Origin of the sequence: Acinetobacter brisouii CIP 110357 (assembly GCF_000488275.1) — a bacterium.
Taxonomy (GTDB): Bacteria; Pseudomonadota; Gammaproteobacteria; order Pseudomonadales; family Moraxellaceae; genus Acinetobacter; species Acinetobacter brisouii.
The window spans coordinates 518716-534310 of sequence record NZ_KI530762.1 but is presented as its reverse complement, the minus strand read 5'-3'; the positions used below and the strand labels follow the sequence as shown (position 1 = coordinate 534310).

At 37.7% G+C, this 15595-nt stretch carries 14 protein-coding genes; 5 read left to right on the top strand and 9 right to left on the bottom strand.

What is annotated here, in order from left to right; genetic code table 11:
• Window positions 1-47: 47 nt before the first annotated feature.
• The 9 genes from P255_RS02545 to P255_RS02505 form a co-directional block, all read right to left on the bottom strand.
• Entirely contained in the window at window positions 48-875 is an 828-nt protein-coding gene (locus P255_RS02545; RefSeq protein WP_228127534.1) for a TatD family hydrolase, read from the bottom strand.
• Window positions 876-877: 2 nt separating this feature from the next.
• Window positions 878-1807, bottom strand: a complete 930-nt coding sequence (locus P255_RS02540; protein WP_004903308.1) for a DUF3298 and DUF4163 domain-containing protein — start codon at window positions 1805-1807, stop codon at window positions 878-880.
• Window positions 1808-1876: 69 nt separating this feature from the next.
• Entirely contained in the window at window positions 1877-2689 is an 813-nt protein-coding gene (locus P255_RS02535) for a hypothetical protein (RefSeq protein ID WP_004903307.1), read from the bottom strand.
• A 70-nt stretch (window positions 2690-2759) separates the two neighbouring features.
• Window positions 2760-4349: a peptide chain release factor 3 gene (locus tag P255_RS02530; protein WP_004903305.1), complete on the bottom strand. Its 1590-nt coding sequence runs from the start codon at window positions 4347-4349 to the stop codon at window positions 2760-2762.
• A gap of 635 nt (window positions 4350-4984) precedes the next feature.
• On the bottom strand, window positions 4985-6835 hold the full coding sequence (locus P255_RS02525) for a potassium transporter Kup (RefSeq protein WP_004903303.1): 1851 nt from the start codon (window positions 6833-6835) through the stop codon (window positions 4985-4987).
• A gap of 193 nt (window positions 6836-7028) precedes the next feature.
• On the bottom strand, window positions 7029-7928 hold the full coding sequence (locus tag P255_RS02520; protein WP_004903301.1) for a hypothetical protein: 900 nt from the start codon (window positions 7926-7928) through the stop codon (window positions 7029-7031).
• A complete protein-coding gene (locus tag P255_RS02515) occupies window positions 7925-9001 on the bottom strand; it encodes a GNAT family N-acetyltransferase (RefSeq protein ID WP_004903299.1) in 1077 nt (358 codons plus the stop codon). Before P255_RS02515 ends, P255_RS02520 begins: the two co-directional genes overlap by 4 nt.
• Before the next feature lie 250 nt (window positions 9002-9251).
• A complete protein-coding gene (locus tag P255_RS02510; protein ID WP_004903297.1) occupies window positions 9252-10631 on the bottom strand; it encodes an aspartate aminotransferase family protein in 1380 nt (459 codons plus the stop codon).
• A gap of 142 nt (window positions 10632-10773) precedes the next feature.
• Window positions 10774-11532, bottom strand: a complete 759-nt coding sequence (locus P255_RS02505; protein WP_004903295.1) for a MipA/OmpV family protein — start codon at window positions 11530-11532, stop codon at window positions 10774-10776.
• Between the two features lie 319 nt (window positions 11533-11851).
• Between P255_RS02505 and P255_RS02500 the strand changes: the two genes are divergently transcribed.
• The 5 genes from P255_RS02500 (at window position 11852) to P255_RS02480 (ending at window position 15411) form a co-directional block, all read left to right on the top strand.
• The gene (locus P255_RS02500) at window positions 11852-12565 is read left to right on the top strand and encodes an MtnX-like HAD-IB family phosphatase (protein ID WP_004903293.1); all 714 of its coding nucleotides are present in this window, start codon (window positions 11852-11854) and stop codon (window positions 12563-12565) included.
• A complete protein-coding gene (locus tag P255_RS02495) occupies window positions 12562-13443 on the top strand; it encodes an alpha/beta hydrolase (RefSeq protein WP_004903292.1) in 882 nt (293 codons plus the stop codon). Before P255_RS02500 ends, P255_RS02495 begins: the two co-directional genes overlap by 4 nt.
• Complete coding sequence (locus P255_RS02490) at window positions 13440-13799, top strand: EamA family transporter (protein ID WP_004903290.1); 360 nt, start codon at window positions 13440-13442, stop codon at window positions 13797-13799. Before P255_RS02495 ends, P255_RS02490 begins: the two co-directional genes overlap by 4 nt.
• On the top strand, window positions 13796-14200 hold the full coding sequence (locus tag P255_RS02485) for a DMT family transporter (protein ID WP_004903287.1): 405 nt from the start codon (window positions 13796-13798) through the stop codon (window positions 14198-14200). The genes P255_RS02490 and P255_RS02485 overlap by 4 nt, the downstream gene beginning before the upstream one ends.
• 80 nt (window positions 14201-14280) lie before the next feature.
• The gene (locus P255_RS02480) at window positions 14281-15411 is read left to right on the top strand and encodes a DegT/DnrJ/EryC1/StrS family aminotransferase (protein ID WP_228130661.1); all 1131 of its coding nucleotides are present in this window, start codon (window positions 14281-14283) and stop codon (window positions 15409-15411) included.
• The last annotated feature ends 184 nt before the right edge of the window (window positions 15412-15595 follow it).

The following is a 15595-nucleotide window of genomic DNA, read 5'->3' as shown; positions in this document are numbered from 1 at the left end:
TCTTCTTTACTTTATGCCGATTTAACTGGAGAAGTGTTCTGTTTTGGTTAGAGCATGTTGGTCTTTGCAAGCGGCAAAACATCTAAGGTATTTTGCCAAAGTTTTTCAGCTAAAGGCTCAACAGGCAGATTCAGGCTCTGCGCCAGACCTTCGAGTACAAAAGGTAAATTCACGGGCGTATTGCGTGTGCGCTGCTCACTTAAGACCTGACAACAAAGCGGCGTCATATCGGGACAGTCGGTTTCTAAAACCAGATGTTCAGCTCCCACAGCCTGTACCACCTGATGCAGTTTTTTGGCATTCGGGTTGGTAATCTGTCCTGTAACACCCAGTTTAAAACCCATGTGAATAAAGGCTTTGGCTTCTTCAATGCCACCGCTAAAAGCATGGGCAATCCCGCCTTGCTGAAAACGCTGTTTCTTTAACAGTGCCAAAACCTCGGCATGGCTTTTTCGAATATGCAATAACACAGGCAAATCAAACTGCTGTGCCAGTTCCAGTTGCGCTGTAAAATACTGTTTTTGTTTTTGTAATAATTCAGGCTGTTTATGCTGTTTCAAAAAGGTATCTAAACCAATCTCTCCCACCGCCACACAGGTTTGCTGTCTCAGCATATGCTCTAAATGCTGTAAATGTTCTGGCTGATGTTCCTCAATATAAAATGGATGTAACCCAGGTGCCAGATAGCTTTTCGGCACATGACTCCACTGCTGAAGTTGTTGATGTATCGCCAGTAAATCATCAAACCGTGACTGTACAAACCCAATCAACACCAAAGCCTTCACCCCAACCTGTTTCGCAGCGTACGCCAGTATTTCCCGATCTGGATCAAACTCAGGAACATCGAAATGGGTATGGGTATCAAATAAAGCCAAACTCATGTTGAATGCTGGACTTTGCTGGCAGTTTTGGTCTGCGTTATCTCTGGTTTTGGTAAATATTCAGGTTTAAGAATACCTTTTAACTGTGCGTATGGAATGGTAAAACTTGGCATTCCAACCACATAAGGTCCGATTTCATACTCGGCATATTGCAGCACCAAACCTTGCGAGCTGAGATAAAAATTATTCGTGAGTTTAAATGGCCAAGCATCTTCATATTCTTGAACATTGTCTGCCAGTTTTTGCGCCTCGACCCACTGTGCAAACTGCTGATGCAGCTGTTTTAACAAAGCATTTCTACGATCTGGCAATAGAATGTCATTCAAATGAAGCTGCTGCTGATGTTTTAAATCAAACATTAAATATTGTTGTGCAGCAGCACCATGTGCCCCGCCCAAGAAACTATCTGAATTGAGCTGTACCGTAACCAAATGATCCTGTTTGCGCAAAATTTTAGGCTGAACATGAAAACTGATTTGCGGATTGGCATTCATCTTTTTCAGTTCCTGATCGAGTGCTAAAAAAGCTTTGGCATATTGCTGCACTTGCTGACGCAGATCGGTCGTTTGAGGCTCTGATGCCACAAGTTCCGAAGCTGCTGGGTTAGTCATGGTTAAATCCAGATTATCCCGTAAGGTCGCAATAATTGCTGCATCCACCTGTTGATCAATAAAGGCATAATTGCTTTTTAAACGCTGTACTTGAAACTCAGGGCAATTGTTACCTTCACAGGCAGGAAGCTGTACTGGGATATTGTCTACATTGGCCGTAAACTCAAATGGTACAGGTTTTGGTTTCACCTGAGCCACTTTCGGAGTCGAGACAGACTGCTCGGCATCATCATTTTGTTTCTGGCAGGCACTCAAGCATAAACTCGCACTAAGCACCGATACAGAGAATAGGATCGAGGAATTTTTATGCAACATCAATGCCGCCTTTATTGTCATGCTTTTAATTAAAATAACGCTATTTAGCTCACAGTGTTGTATTGTTTTTTAAAACATTTTGTGAAAAACATCCGCTTTGAGCATTTGCTGGGTTTGCGACTTGTTCAGGAAAATTTCCAATTGCTTGGCATCTTTCACAATTTCATTGGCACGGTAATGTAACCCTACACCTTCACCATCGAAAAACCAGTCAGCTTGTCCCCAATGCAATTTTTTGGGAGCCGCGAGCTGTACATTCTTGGTCTGCTTTTTCAGCCATTGCTGGTAAGCACTTTGAACAATCCCATCAAATGCCACCTGTTGCTTGAGCTCGATCACATCTAAAATTTTCAGGTCTTTTTGCAGTTTACGGTCTGCAACAAAGAAATATTGGCGTTCTTTAATTTCGACATCTGCCTGCCGACTGCTCACCTGCATCTGGAGCAAAACATACTGGTTACGCTGGGAAGCCACGCGGGTCTGTATATGTAACCGATATGGCTGATTGGCTGAAAATTCATGTTGCCAATCATCCGACTTTTTCACGTAAGCGTTAATCGCCTGTTGCAAGCTCAAGTTTTGTTTTAAGTCAATCTGGGCTTGTACCACTTTGCTCTGATTTGTCGTAATCCAATGATTCAGCCACGGATCTTTCGTGACTAAACTCTGAATATCAATATCAATGCAGTTTTTCTTTTCGCAAAATGGCAATGCATATTCAGCACGCTTGGTCTGAATATCGAGATAAGGCAACACATCGGGATTGCTATTTTGTGTGCTGCTGGCTGCTTGTTCTTGTTGTTTGGCAGGTTCTTTATGACATGCACTCAGTAACAATACGCTCGACAATATTGTCATGATGAGTGTTTGCTGTTGTTTCATGTGTTTAGTCCATTGATCCATTTGGGGAAAAACAGCCTCTTAAAAGAAGCTGTTTTTCATATTACCCAACTTAGTGTTCGCGCGTATTACGGAACTGAATATCAGGATAGCGCTCTTGCATGATCTGTAAATTCACACGGCTCGGTGCAAGATAAGTTAAATGCCCACCGCCATCGACAGACAATTGGTCATGCGCTTTTTTCTTAAATTCATTGAATTTCTTTTCATCATCACAAGAAACCCAACGTACCGTGTTGATGTTGACTGGCTCATAAATACAGTCCACTTTGTATTCTTCTTTCAGGCGGTAAGCAACCACGTCAAACTGAAGTACACCGACTGCGCCCACAATCAGGTCATTGCTGTTTTGTGGCATAAACACTTGTGTTGCGCCTTCTTCAGACAACTCTTTGAGACCTTTTTGCAGTTGTTTCGACTTCAATGGGTCTCTCAAACGTACGCGACGGAACATTTCTGGCGCAAAGTGTGGAATCCCCGTGAAATGCAGGTTTTCACCACTGGTAAAAGTATCACCAATCTGAATCGTACCATGGTTATGTAAACCAATAATGTCGCCTGGCCACGCTTCTTCTAAATGCTCACGTTCACCTGCCAAGAAGGTCAAGGCATCTGAAATACGCACCTCTTTACCAAGGCGAACATGGTTCATTTTTAAGCCTTTTTCGTATTTCCCTGAGCAAATACGCATAAAAGCAATACGGTCACGGTGTTTCGGATCCATATTGGCTTGAATTTTAAAGACAAACCCAGAGAAACCTTCTTCGCTTGCTTCAACAGGACGTTCTTGCGTTGGATGCGCTTTTGGTTCTGGCGCCCACTGAATAAACGCATCCAAGACATGATCCACAGCAAAGTTACCCAACGCCGTACCAAACAGCACAGGGGTTTGTTTGCCTTGCAAGAACAATTCACGATCTAGCGGTTCATTTGCCATTTGCACCAGTTCGAGTGATTCTTCAAATGCAGCAAACGCCAATTCACCGACTTTTTCACGAATATCGGGATGATCATAACCATCACGCACTTCAATATCGGTAATGGTTGAACCAAAACCAGCTTTATATACGTAAAGTTTATTTTCTAATAAGTTGTATACACCTGCGAAATCACGCCCCATCCCCAATGGCCAAGTAATCGGCACACATTGAATTTTCAGCACGTTTTCAATTTCATCAAGCAACTCTAAAGGCTCGCGAATTTCGCGGTCCATTTTGTTGACGAAAGAAATGATCGGCGTATCACGCATACGACAGACTTCCATCAATTTGATGGTTCGATCCTCGACCCCTTTTGCACCATCAATCACCATCAACGCAGAGTCAACCGCGGTCAAAGTACGGTAAGTATCTTCTGAGAAGTCTTCATGCCCCGGGGTATCAAGTAAGTTAATAACATGATTTTTATAAGGAAACTGCATCACGGAGGTGGTAATGGAAATCCCGCGTTCTTTTTCCATTTCCATCCAGTCAGAAGTTGCTGCACGGTCGGACTTACGGCTTTTCACCATTCCTGCAACCTGAATGGCTTTCCCCCATAACAGCAATTTTTCTGTCATCGTGGTTTTACCCGCATCGGGGTGGGAAATGATAGCAAATGTACGGCGTTGGGCGACCTGAGCCACCAATTCATCTTTAAACATGAGAGCAATCTTCAATATGTACGCAGTTTTGTACCTATTTAAACATGAGTACAAAACAGAAAATATAGGGATTCAAAATTGGCGCCATTGTAGCAGATTTAAGAATTTCTGTTGATGGATTGTTGATTTGCCTAAACTGTTCATATTGAATTAAATTTTGAAAGCATATTGCCTGTTTTTCGGCGTTCACTCGCCTAAGCATTTCAAAATAATCTGAAAATTAAACAGATGTAAATTTTGTCTCCGATAGAATTAAAAATTCGCAGATCACCTGAAATACGAGACCCGTCATCATTGTCTGTCACTTCGATTCAGCTGAGTTTGGCGCAAACGGCTTTAAACCAAGCAAATGGCTGCATTAATTAAATACCTTTCATCATGATTTATACTATTTTTTATATTCTATAAACAGAAAAATAAACTTCTTTCATAATCGTTTACACCCTCTTTATTTTTCTCCCTGAGCAAAATTTAAATATATCTCAATGCAGCGCAAGAGAAATAAAAAATGACTTATGAAAGAAATCTAATAGATGAATAAAAAAAGACTCCATAAATAAAAAAGGTGCCCCAATATTTGAAGCACCTCTTTTATTGAGTTATTAAACACTGATCGTTAATAAAAGTATTTAATCTTACAACGCAACCTGTGTTCCTAATTGAACTGTCCTATTTGGCGGTAATCCAAAATATTGATGAATTTCACCCGCCTGTCTAAACAATATATTAAATACATTAAATTCGACATGATTTAAAAAGTTCCCATTATTAATAATAATGGTATCTGAAACAAAGAAGGTTGTTGACATTAAATCAAATTTCCAGTCATGCAACTTTAATCCTTCAATCAATGGAACTAAATAAGGATATTCCCTAAAACCAAAATAAACTGTGACTTGATAGAAATTGTCAAAAACTTCATTTACTTTCACCTTATCCTCTTGAGCAACATAAGGTGAATTCAAGGTTTCAACCGTTAGAGAAATATTATATTCATGAATCACTTGATAATGCTTTAAATTATGCAATAAAGCATTTGGTATCAAATCTTTATCCGAAGTTAAATAAATAGCAGTTCCGCTAACTTTATGAATTCCCTGATTTAATATATTCGGCAATATATCCAAATTCAAACTTTGGTTCCGACGCTCTTCTTTTAAATAATGCATTCCTTTTTGCCAAATAAAGAGAATCGAAAATACTACGCATCCAATTAAAATTGGCAACCAGGCGCCTGTTGCAATTTTGGTCAAGTTTGAAAGAACAAAACCAATTTCAATAATCAGGAACAGCCCAAGTAAACATAATTTAAAATAAGATGCTCTGTATAACAGTTGCATATAAATCAATAGAATCGTTGTAATTAACATCGTTCCCGATACAGCAAGACCATAGGCTGATGCCAATGCCCCTGATGATTTAAATGCAACAACAAGAAACAGAACCCCTAGCAACATTAACCAGTTAATAAAGGGAATATAAACCTGACCTTTTTCTTGATCAGATGTGTGTAAAAAATTAATTCGGGGCAAAAGACTTAAGCGAGATGCTTCTAATGTCAGTGAAAATGTTCCTGAGATAGTCGCTTGTGATGCGATAACCGTTGCAAAAGTTGCAAGAATAACTAAAAAGATTAAACCTGATGAAGGCATAAGCAGGAAAAATGGGTTATTAATTGCAGTAGGTTCATGCATTAATAAAGCACCTTGCCCCAGATAGTTCAAAGTTAAACTTGGCCAAACTAAACCATACCATGCGACACGAATCGCACGTGCACCAAAATGCCCCATATCGGCGTATAGCGCTTCACCACCAGTTAATGCTAAAAATACTGCTGATAGTAAAAATATACCTTCTTTGGGTTGATTAAAAAAGAACTGTACTGCATAAAATGGATTAAAAGCATATAGTACAGCAGGGTTTATAAATATTTCTTTTAAACCCAATATACCAAGCGTTAAAAACCAAATAATCATGATTGGCCCAAATAATAATCCTCCAATCTTTTGAGTTCCATAACGTTGAAACAAAAAAAGCATAATCAATACGCTAATGGTGATAGGAATAATCCATGATTTGAACTGTATGGTAATCAGCTCTGTCCCTTCAATTGCTGAAAGCACAGAGATTGCAGGTGTAATAAAAGCATCTGCATAAAATAACCCTGCCGCAAACAACCCAAGTAATAGAACAACACGCGCTTGTTTAGAACCTGGTTTTATTTTTTTCAGAACTAATGCTAATAATGATAAAACTCCCCCTTCACCATTATTATTATATTGCATCACCACGCTAATATATTTAACAGTAACAATCAGAAGAACCGACCAAATGAATGCCGATAAAACTGATAATATATTCAGTTCATTTAAAGCAAGACCATGTAAAAAGGCTTCTTTAAATGAGTAGAGCGGGCTAGTACCAATGTCTCCATACACGACCCCTAGAGCAGCCAGTGCAAGGCTACTTATTTTTTTATTTGACATACTCTTACTATCCAACTTGGATTATTCAAGATTATATTCTTATTTTTCTAACAGCTAAAGACTTGACAAATTCGATCAATATCAATGTTTTTATATATTTTACAGTTCAATAAGTAAATCAAATAAGTAAAATTAAATATCCTTCACATTTCTGATATCGAGTTATTTTACTCCATTTTATATTTTAACAAAATCAATCATTCACCCAACTTTGATTAATCATTTCAATTAACGCTTTATTTAATTTCTTTTGATTAATTTGAAACAATTTAATATTTTCTTCTAATAATTCTTCACCCTGACCATCAGATGCACTTAAAAAGCGCTTAAAAAAACTTTGATAACGATATTCAGAGATATCACCTGTAATATCTGCGCCAATGAGCTTTCCTTTAAGCTGTGTAATTAAATCTTTTAAATGATGCTCTAAGAAAAATCCTTGATCCCAATTGGTCATTACCACATCTTTTGATAAAACATCTTTATCAATTGAAAGATAGGTTTTTAAATTTAACGATGATATTTGTGATAAAAATTCTTGCATTAAATCATCTGGGTTTTGGAAGTTAAACCAGGCATCTGAAGCTCCAATCCATCGGGTCCAGCTGGCATTTTGCTGAATACTCCAATAATGCAGCTTCCCATGGCGAAGTGGTGACCAGTGATTTTCCCAAGCATGTTTCCAACCAATATCACTTGAACCGATACCAATCACATCAATACGGGCAACCTGAGGTAATAAACTCGCCCAATACACCCAAGATCCACAATGAATACCAAATGGGTAACGCATATTATCTGGATGATTATCACAAACAATTAAATGAAATGGTTCAACATCTTTCAATCTATTAAGCAGATATTGCGTAATATGATGATAGTCTCCGCTCCCAATTAATGTACAACCGAGCGCTGTATTTTGAGGTAACTGATCCGTTAAATAAGCAGAGAGCTGATTAAACTGACTCCACTTACAACCAAAGCGAATCATCTCTTGCCAAGGATTCAGGTTGAGATTAAATGCATTTTCGGGAATCCCTGTCGAATCATCAAAATTGAGAACAATGGGCTGTCGCATATGCTGATTGTTCATGATTTTGACTCCTGAGATTGCTCATACCAATGCGTATCCGACTCAAATAAATGGCGCATCTTTCTTAAAATAAAACGGAGTACAGGTTGACGAATCCAAACCAAGTGCCGTGTAAAGGTAAAACTTGCCCCAAGTTTTGATTTCACCTCTGGGTCAGTCCAACCCGCAATATAAAAGTTTAAATTATGTTTTTTTGCATAGTCTAAATTGACAAACCAGCTAATAAAATACAAATTATAATCGGTCGCTAATGCATAATTGAGACCAATATATTTATCGATGAGATTATTTTTATATTCATAACAAATATTATAACCCACTAAAATATCATCTTTCCAATAGAGAAAAACTTTTCCACCACTATTCGGGTCTTGCAAAATTTCATCGAAAAACTCTGAACGCAACAAATCAAAATGAATTTCACTCTGATGGTAAACAGCCAAATAAAGTTGATATAAATGTGCCCGAAAATCGTGTTTTTTAAAAATATCAGACCCTGTATCTACAATTTCTAATCTTAGCTCATCCAAACTTTTTAGTTTTCTTTTTAAATTTTTTCGCCGACTTTTAGAAAATCGAGATAAATAATCTTCACGATCCTGAAAATCAATTGCAACATAAGCTAAAGCTTGCCCTTCTAAAGATAAAAAACCTCGTTTTTCAGCAGCGCTGATTAACTTTTGACTGTATTGATTTTCGAAGTCTGTTAATAATGGTGAGTTTAATGGTAAATCTTTAATAATCGTTAACGTATTGTTTTTTGAATTTTTTTTCAGATTTTCTACAATTTCATCGATCTGATAATCTTTTGGTAAAAGTGTGTATTCTGTGACTGTAGTCCCAATAAAACACGTGGAGAGATAAAGTAGCTTTCCCCAAAACTGATATCCAAATATAGATTCAACTTTTTGTCGAACAGGGATATCTAATGTCGTTAGCAAATTAAACTGCGTCGTAAAATATGGCAAACCCTCTTTTGAGCTTTGCACCTCAAAAGTTTCTGGTGGATATTTTAAAAAAGCGTCAATTAACGCTTGTGGCTCTAATTGATTAAGATTAATTTCTACACTCATATTTATTAAATAAGTTTTAACCCAAAGTTGATATGATTTTTAACTTATTCATTTCAACCCAATAAGTGTAAAAAATATCAGTGCTAAAATATACTTAAATTCACCATAACTATAAGATTTAAGAAGTATATTTATAATATTAAAAAGAATAGCCAAATGATCATTCAACTATTCTTTTTTTAATCTCAAAAATATGTTCGGCAGCATACATAAAATAGATTATGCATGCTGCCTAGCTTAATTTTTTAGATTAAAGCTCTTTTTTTGCACGAACTAATAATTGCTCTAGCAATACCATTGCCTGATCAATTTCAGCTCTAGAAATTTCAAGGTTTGGTGCAAATGTAATGACGTTTTTATAGTATCCGCCAACATCCAGTACTAGACCACATTGTTTGCCTTCATACTCAAGCGTACCAGATAAGCCGATATCGACCATTTTGTCGAGCAACTCTTTATTCGGAGTAAAGCCATCAGTCTGACAAATTTCAGCACGAAGCGCCAAACCTAGACCATCAACATCACCAATTTCTGGATGGCGTGTTTGAAGATCTTTCAGACCTTCAAGGAAGTAAGCACCACTTTCCATGATCTGTTTTTCATAATCTTTTTCAGCAAGCATTTTCATGACTTCAAGACCAACCGCTGTACCTAGCGGGTTTGAAGCAAATGTTGAGTGCGTAGAGCCTACTGGGAAAGTGACAGGGTTGATCATTTCTTCTTTTGCCCAAACACCTGCCAATGGATTTAAACCATTTGTCAGTGCTTTACCAAAGACAACGACGTCAGGTGTGATATCAAAATGTTCAAATGACCATAGCTTACCAGTACGGTAGAAGCCCATCTGAATTTCATCAACCACAAGTAAAATGCCATGATCGTCCAGCACTTTTTTCAGTTCTGGGTAGAAATTCATTGGTGGAATGACATAACCGCCAGTTCCCTGAATGGTTTCGATATAGAACGCCGCAAATTCACTTTCACGAACTTTCGGATCCCAAACACCATGATATTCGTTTTCAAATAATCGGCGGAATTCTGCAACGAGTTTGACTGCATATTCTTCTGGTGTCATTCCTTTTGGACGACGGAATGGATATGGGAAAGGAATGAATTGAGCACGTTCACCAAAATGACCATAACGGCGGCGATAACGATAGCTAGAAGTGATTGATGACGCACCTAATGTACGTCCATGATAACCACCTTCAAACGCAAACATTCTGCTTTTGCCTTTGCAGAAATTACGGACTAACTTAAGAGAATCCTCAATTGACTGAGAACCACCCACGTTATAATGGATACGGCCCTGCACCCCTGTTTTTTTCAAGATATCTTCAACAAGTACTTTACTGAGTTCAATTTTTGTAGGGTGTAAATATTGGCTTGCAATTTGTGGCAATGTATTAATTTGATTAATCAATGCTTGATCTAGGCGTGGGTTTTTATAACCAAAATTAACTGCTGAATACCACATTTGTAGATCAAGGTATGGTGTCCCATGATCATCAAAGACATAACTACCCTGACAATCTGTAAAAATTTTTGGGGGATTTACATAATGAACAGTATCTCCATGAGAGCAATATTTTGCCTCATCTGCTAATAGTTGAGCTTCATTAATTGTCATGAGACCTATCCTTTTGGGTAGTTATACCGTATGTTTACTGTTCAATTATTCGATGCATTCCACTGGTCTTTCCAACCGAAATAGAAGCACATTTGTTCATTTCCACGGCATAAAATTTAAAAGCAGTTTTCTGAATTGAAGCTTAAAATTTAAAAACTATCCCTAAAGAAGGTGAAAAATCTATACGGTTTCTAACGATAGGACTTCTATATTGTTGATTTGATAAATAATTTATATTCACCCCACCAAAAACATTCCATTTTTTATTTAAATTATAATTAAAGTTCAAATCCATATAGGGCTGAATACTATCCTGAGGATGATATTCGGTTACCCCACTATTACGTGCTTCAGATGCAGTTACACCATAGTAATAATCATTGTATTGACTATTGCTCCACTGATAACCAATCTCTGGGTAAAAAGACCATTTCCCAGTATTCAGTTCAGCCAAATAAGAAAGCGTCGCTACGGTTCCTTTGCTTCGAGATAAAATATCTGTACCTATTTGTGCTTTAAATCCACCAAATGGTGTAATTCGCATATAGCTTGCACCAGACATGACAGACCATTTTCTTGTTCTTAAAGCATTTAATTTTCCAGAAGGACTAAAATAACTGTCATCATAATAGGCGTTTAATCTAAATTGATTCTGATCATTATTTAAAAGATAGACTCCGAGTTCATCACCTTCCACGTAAATTTTTTTATTGTCATAGAAAACAGTAGGTAAAACACTCATCCAAGCCGTTTTCCCTTTATAGGCCTGAAAATCCAGAGAAGTATTCAGTCCTACACTCAGGGCAACAGGCTCTTCTGCATAGCTATAATTACCCCAAGAATTGAGTGCTATTAAGATAAAAAAATATATCTTATTGTTTCTAACAAATAAATGAATCATAAAATTAGATCAAATTTTGATTGACGCTCAAAATATATCGATTATTCTTTTTATCAATCATTTGACACAAATCAGATACAAAAGTAAAAAATTCATTCAAATATTCTATATATTTTATTATTTAGCACAATTCCAAAATATATATTAATTTTTCAAATATTTAGCTTCTAGTACATTGGTTACCAAAATAAATTCCACCCAGAGTTTTTAGGCTTTGGTCCGAGATAATAAGGAATATTTAAGGTTTAAGCGATATGTTGCAAATCAAATTTTCTTCAATGTGCTGAAGAAAAAAATAATTAAACGCTGTGAGGCATATATGTTGCTTATCCGTCACAATCTCCCTTCTTCGGCTCAATGGCATATTCTATGTGATTTTGACGGGACGATTAGTTTAAATGATACAACAGACACATTATTAGAAACTTTTGCAAAACCTGGCTGGGTAGAAATAGAACAAGAGTGGGAACAAGGAAAGATTGGCTCCAAGATCTGTATGCAACGTCAGATTGAATTACTCGACATGTCTAAAAATGAACTCTATCAATGCTTAGATCATATTGAAATTGATACAGGTTTTATTGATTTTGTACACATGACAACCGCACACAAGATTCCATTAACCATTGTGAGTGATGGCATGGATGTCGTGATTAAATATATTTTAAAAAAGTATGATCTTGCAGATTTACCTATTATTGCAAATCACTTGGTTCAAGTAAGCGAACGCAACTGGAAACTTGAATTTCCAAATACGAATCCACGCTGTATCAGTCAAAGTGGAACATGTAAATGTAAAGTGGCTGAACAACATTTTCAGGAACAGATTATTTTGATTGGTGATGGTCGTTCGGACTTTTGCCTTTCGGAAACAGCAGATTATGTTTTTGCAAAAAAATCCCTGATTCATCATTGTGTTGAAAAAAATATTGAACATGCAGCATTTAAATCGTTTATTGAAATTCAGGAGCAATTGGTGCAACTGATTCATAGCGATGAAGAGCATGGGCGTTTAGCTGTGGTGACTGTATGATTTCAGATAATTCATTTTTTCTTTCTGGTAATCGTACTGGTATTTTACTGATTCATGGTTTAACAGGCACACCCAATGAAATGCGTGGGATTGCCCGTTCATTTCATCAGGCGGGTTACAGTGTTTACGGTGTTCAACTGGCAGGTCACTGTGGTGATATCGAAGATCTGGTTCAAACTCGTTGGGAGGACTGGTATGCCAGCGTATGTGACGGTGCAGAGAAACTTAAACAGCACGTTGACCAAATTTATGTCAGTGGTTTGTCTATGGGCGCACTACTGGCTTTAAAATATGCCTCTGAACATCCTGTCAGTGGCGTGATTTGTTACAGCCCCACATTTCAGTATGATGGCTGGAGTATTCCGCTTTGGTCCAAAATTGCTGCGCCGATTGCACTGCCAATTGTTTATCATTTAAACATCGGTCGTCATAATACATTTGATGAAGCTGAACCTTACGGCATTTGTAATGAGTCTCTACGCGCTCGTATCGTCAACGCAATGAATAGCGGTGATAGTAGTGAAGCTGGATTACCAGGTAATCCTTGGCATTCTTTGTATCAGTTGCAGCGCTTATCACGCAATGTCAGAAAAAATTTGCGCAACATTACAGCGCCCTCTCTTTGCTTACACGCCTATAATGATGATATTTCACATCGTCGCAATAGCCAGATCATCTATGATCGTGTATCAGGATTAAAACAAATCATCTGGCTTAAAAATAGTTACCACATGATTACGATTGATAATGATCGTAAACAGGTGATTGAAGAGTCGTTAAAATTTATACGAAATATTGATAGTCAATCCATCAAGAATCAGCCCAAAGCATCCATCCCGTCATCACAACTGGATCATGAATTAGAGAATATTGCATGAGCCCACTGGTTATTGGCGCATGGATTATCACTATTTTAATTGATACTGTTGGGCAGCTCGCCTTTAAAGCAGCGGCTTCAGAAAGTGCGGAACACGCAGGCTTACAACACTGGAAAGCCATGTTGCAGCGACCATGGCTTTGGATTGGTATTTTTTGTTACGTTTTTGAGTTTATTGCTTGGCTTGCCTTTTTATCTCTTGTGCCATTATCTGATGGCATCATGCTAGGCAGCATCAATATTGTGGTGATTATGCTGGCGGGACGACTCTTTTTTAAAGAAAAATTATCCAGAAATAGATTAATAGGTGTCATTCTAATTTCGATTGGCGTCACTATTGTAGGGTTAGGCGCATGAAATCTTTTTATATTATTGGCTTTTTAGTACTTATGATGTTTGATACTCTGGCACAGATCAGCTTCAAATTTGCATCTGTGCATGCCATGCCACTTTCATTTGACCTTCCTTGGCTAATTCGAGTATTTGCACATCCATGGATTTATGGTGCATTTGTCGGGTATATCGGGGCATTTTTTACCTGGATGACGCTATTAAAATATGCACCAGTCGGCCCCGCTTTTGCAGCATCGCACCTTGAGCTGATTAGTGTCACTCTACTATCTATATGGTTATTTAACGAACCTCTAACATTCATCAAAATCATTGGCGCACTATTTATTATTGCTGGTGTCTTCTTTTTAGCTAGAGATGAATCTAAAGCCGATGTAGAAAACGTCCCTTATAACATCCATTCTTAACTATGAATACAGAGATCCCCCCTACAAATGGTTTGCCTATTTTATTTAGGGATCTTCTTTCTTTTGGACATAAATATGATTTGGCGAGTTCAATCGCCAACCTTTTACAGGTACCGACTCCAGCGCTGACTTGCTCGGGAACCGTTGCCTTGATGGTTGCCTTAAAGACGCTACAATCTATACATCCCAAAAAAAACCAAGTCATTATTCCCGCTTGGACATGCCCATTAGTTCCATTAGCTATAGAAAAGCTGGGCTTAACGCCTATTTTATGCGACCTGAAAAAAGATCATTTTGATTATGATCTGAACGAACTCGAATTAAAAACAAACGCGAACACACTCGCAATTATTGCCACCCATACAGCAGGTTTAGTCTGTGATTTAGCAGGTATTCAACACATCGCAGATCAACATCAAACTTATATGATTGAAGATGCGGCACAAGCCATGGGTGCTCAGTATCACCATCAAAGTGTTGGGTTATTTAGCGACATCGGCTTTTTTAGCCTCGCTTTTGGCAAGGGACTCACCAGTGCCGAAGGTGGGATATTATTTAGCAAACACCCAGAATTGCAGCAAAAATTGCATGCCGCATGTCAAGATTTGCCTGTACTCAACAACTGGGAATTGAAAAGGATGATCGAGTTAGTCGGTTATACTTTTTTGTATCGACCTTCAACACTTGCTCTGATTTATGGAAATAGTTTACGTCGTGCTTTAAAAAATAATGATGAAATTACGGCTGTAGGAGATGATTTCGATCAAAATGACATTCCTGTTCATCGCCTAGGACAATGGAGAAGTCAGGTTGCAGCTTCTGCGATATCCCGATTACCTGAGCACTGGCAAAATGCACAGCATCAGGCAAGATCTAGAATTAAAAGACTCAAACAATTACCTCATATTCAGGTTTTTGAAGAACAAACTGACAGTAGTTCTAACTTTCCATTTATTTTATTGCTTGCAGATCGACCTGAGTTAGCACAAGCTATTTTGGCCAAGCTATGGACTCAAGGCTTGGGTGTAACCAAATTATTTGTACGAGCAATACATCAATATCCTAATCTCGCCCATTTAAATACATCTTTGCCACAAGCAGAAAGTTTTGCACAAAGATGTTTTAGTATTTCTAATTCGACTTGGTTAAATGATGGTGAATTTGAAAAGATTTATAGCATCATTGAAAACACGATTCATTCTTATAAATGAATAGACTTCATACATCATTTTTTAATTCAGACTATTGAATACTGCCATTAAATGGGTTCATGAATATTTAGGGCACACATCATCAATCTCATGTCTTCCCTGCAATACGATACCCAATCTTGGCTCAACTCACTTTTAACCATGTAAAACCAGCCGAAGAAATAAGGTCAGTCCGTCCATAAAC

What these genes read in the sequence shown, in the direction of transcription:
- P255_RS02540 (WP_004903308.1), bottom strand. Translation starts at nt 1,807, where the DNA reads ATGTTGCATAAAAATTCCTCGATCCTATTCTCTGTATCGGTGCTTAGT.
- P255_RS02535 (WP_004903307.1), bottom strand. Translation starts at nt 2,689, where the DNA reads ATGAAACAACAGCAAACACTCATCATGACAATATTGTCGAGCGTATTG.
- P255_RS02530 (WP_004903305.1), bottom strand. Translation starts at nt 4,349, where the DNA reads ATGTTTAAAGATGAATTGGTGGCTCAGGTCGCCCAACGCCGTACATTT.
- P255_RS02525 (WP_004903303.1), bottom strand. Translation starts at nt 6,835, where the DNA reads ATGTCAAATAAAAAAATAAGTAGCCTTGCACTGGCTGCTCTAGGGGTC.
- P255_RS02520 (WP_004903301.1), bottom strand. Translation starts at nt 7,928, where the DNA reads ATGAACAATCAGCATATGCGACAGCCCATTGTTCTCAATTTTGATGAT.
- P255_RS02515 (WP_004903299.1), bottom strand. Translation starts at nt 9,001, where the DNA reads ATGAGTGTAGAAATTAATCTTAATCAATTAGAGCCACAAGCGTTAATT.
- P255_RS02510 (WP_004903297.1), bottom strand. Translation starts at nt 10,631, where the DNA reads ATGACAATTAATGAAGCTCAACTATTAGCAGATGAGGCAAAATATTGC.
- P255_RS02505 (WP_004903295.1), bottom strand. Translation starts at nt 11,532, where the DNA reads ATGATTCATTTATTTGTTAGAAACAATAAGATATATTTTTTTATCTTA.
- P255_RS02500 (WP_004903293.1), top strand. Translation starts at nt 11,852, where the DNA reads ATGTTGCTTATCCGTCACAATCTCCCTTCTTCGGCTCAATGGCATATT.
- P255_RS02495 (WP_004903292.1), top strand. Translation starts at nt 12,562, where the DNA reads ATGATTTCAGATAATTCATTTTTTCTTTCTGGTAATCGTACTGGTATT.
- P255_RS02490 (WP_004903290.1), top strand. Translation starts at nt 13,440, where the DNA reads ATGAGCCCACTGGTTATTGGCGCATGGATTATCACTATTTTAATTGAT.
- P255_RS02485 (WP_004903287.1), top strand. Translation starts at nt 13,796, where the DNA reads ATGAAATCTTTTTATATTATTGGCTTTTTAGTACTTATGATGTTTGAT.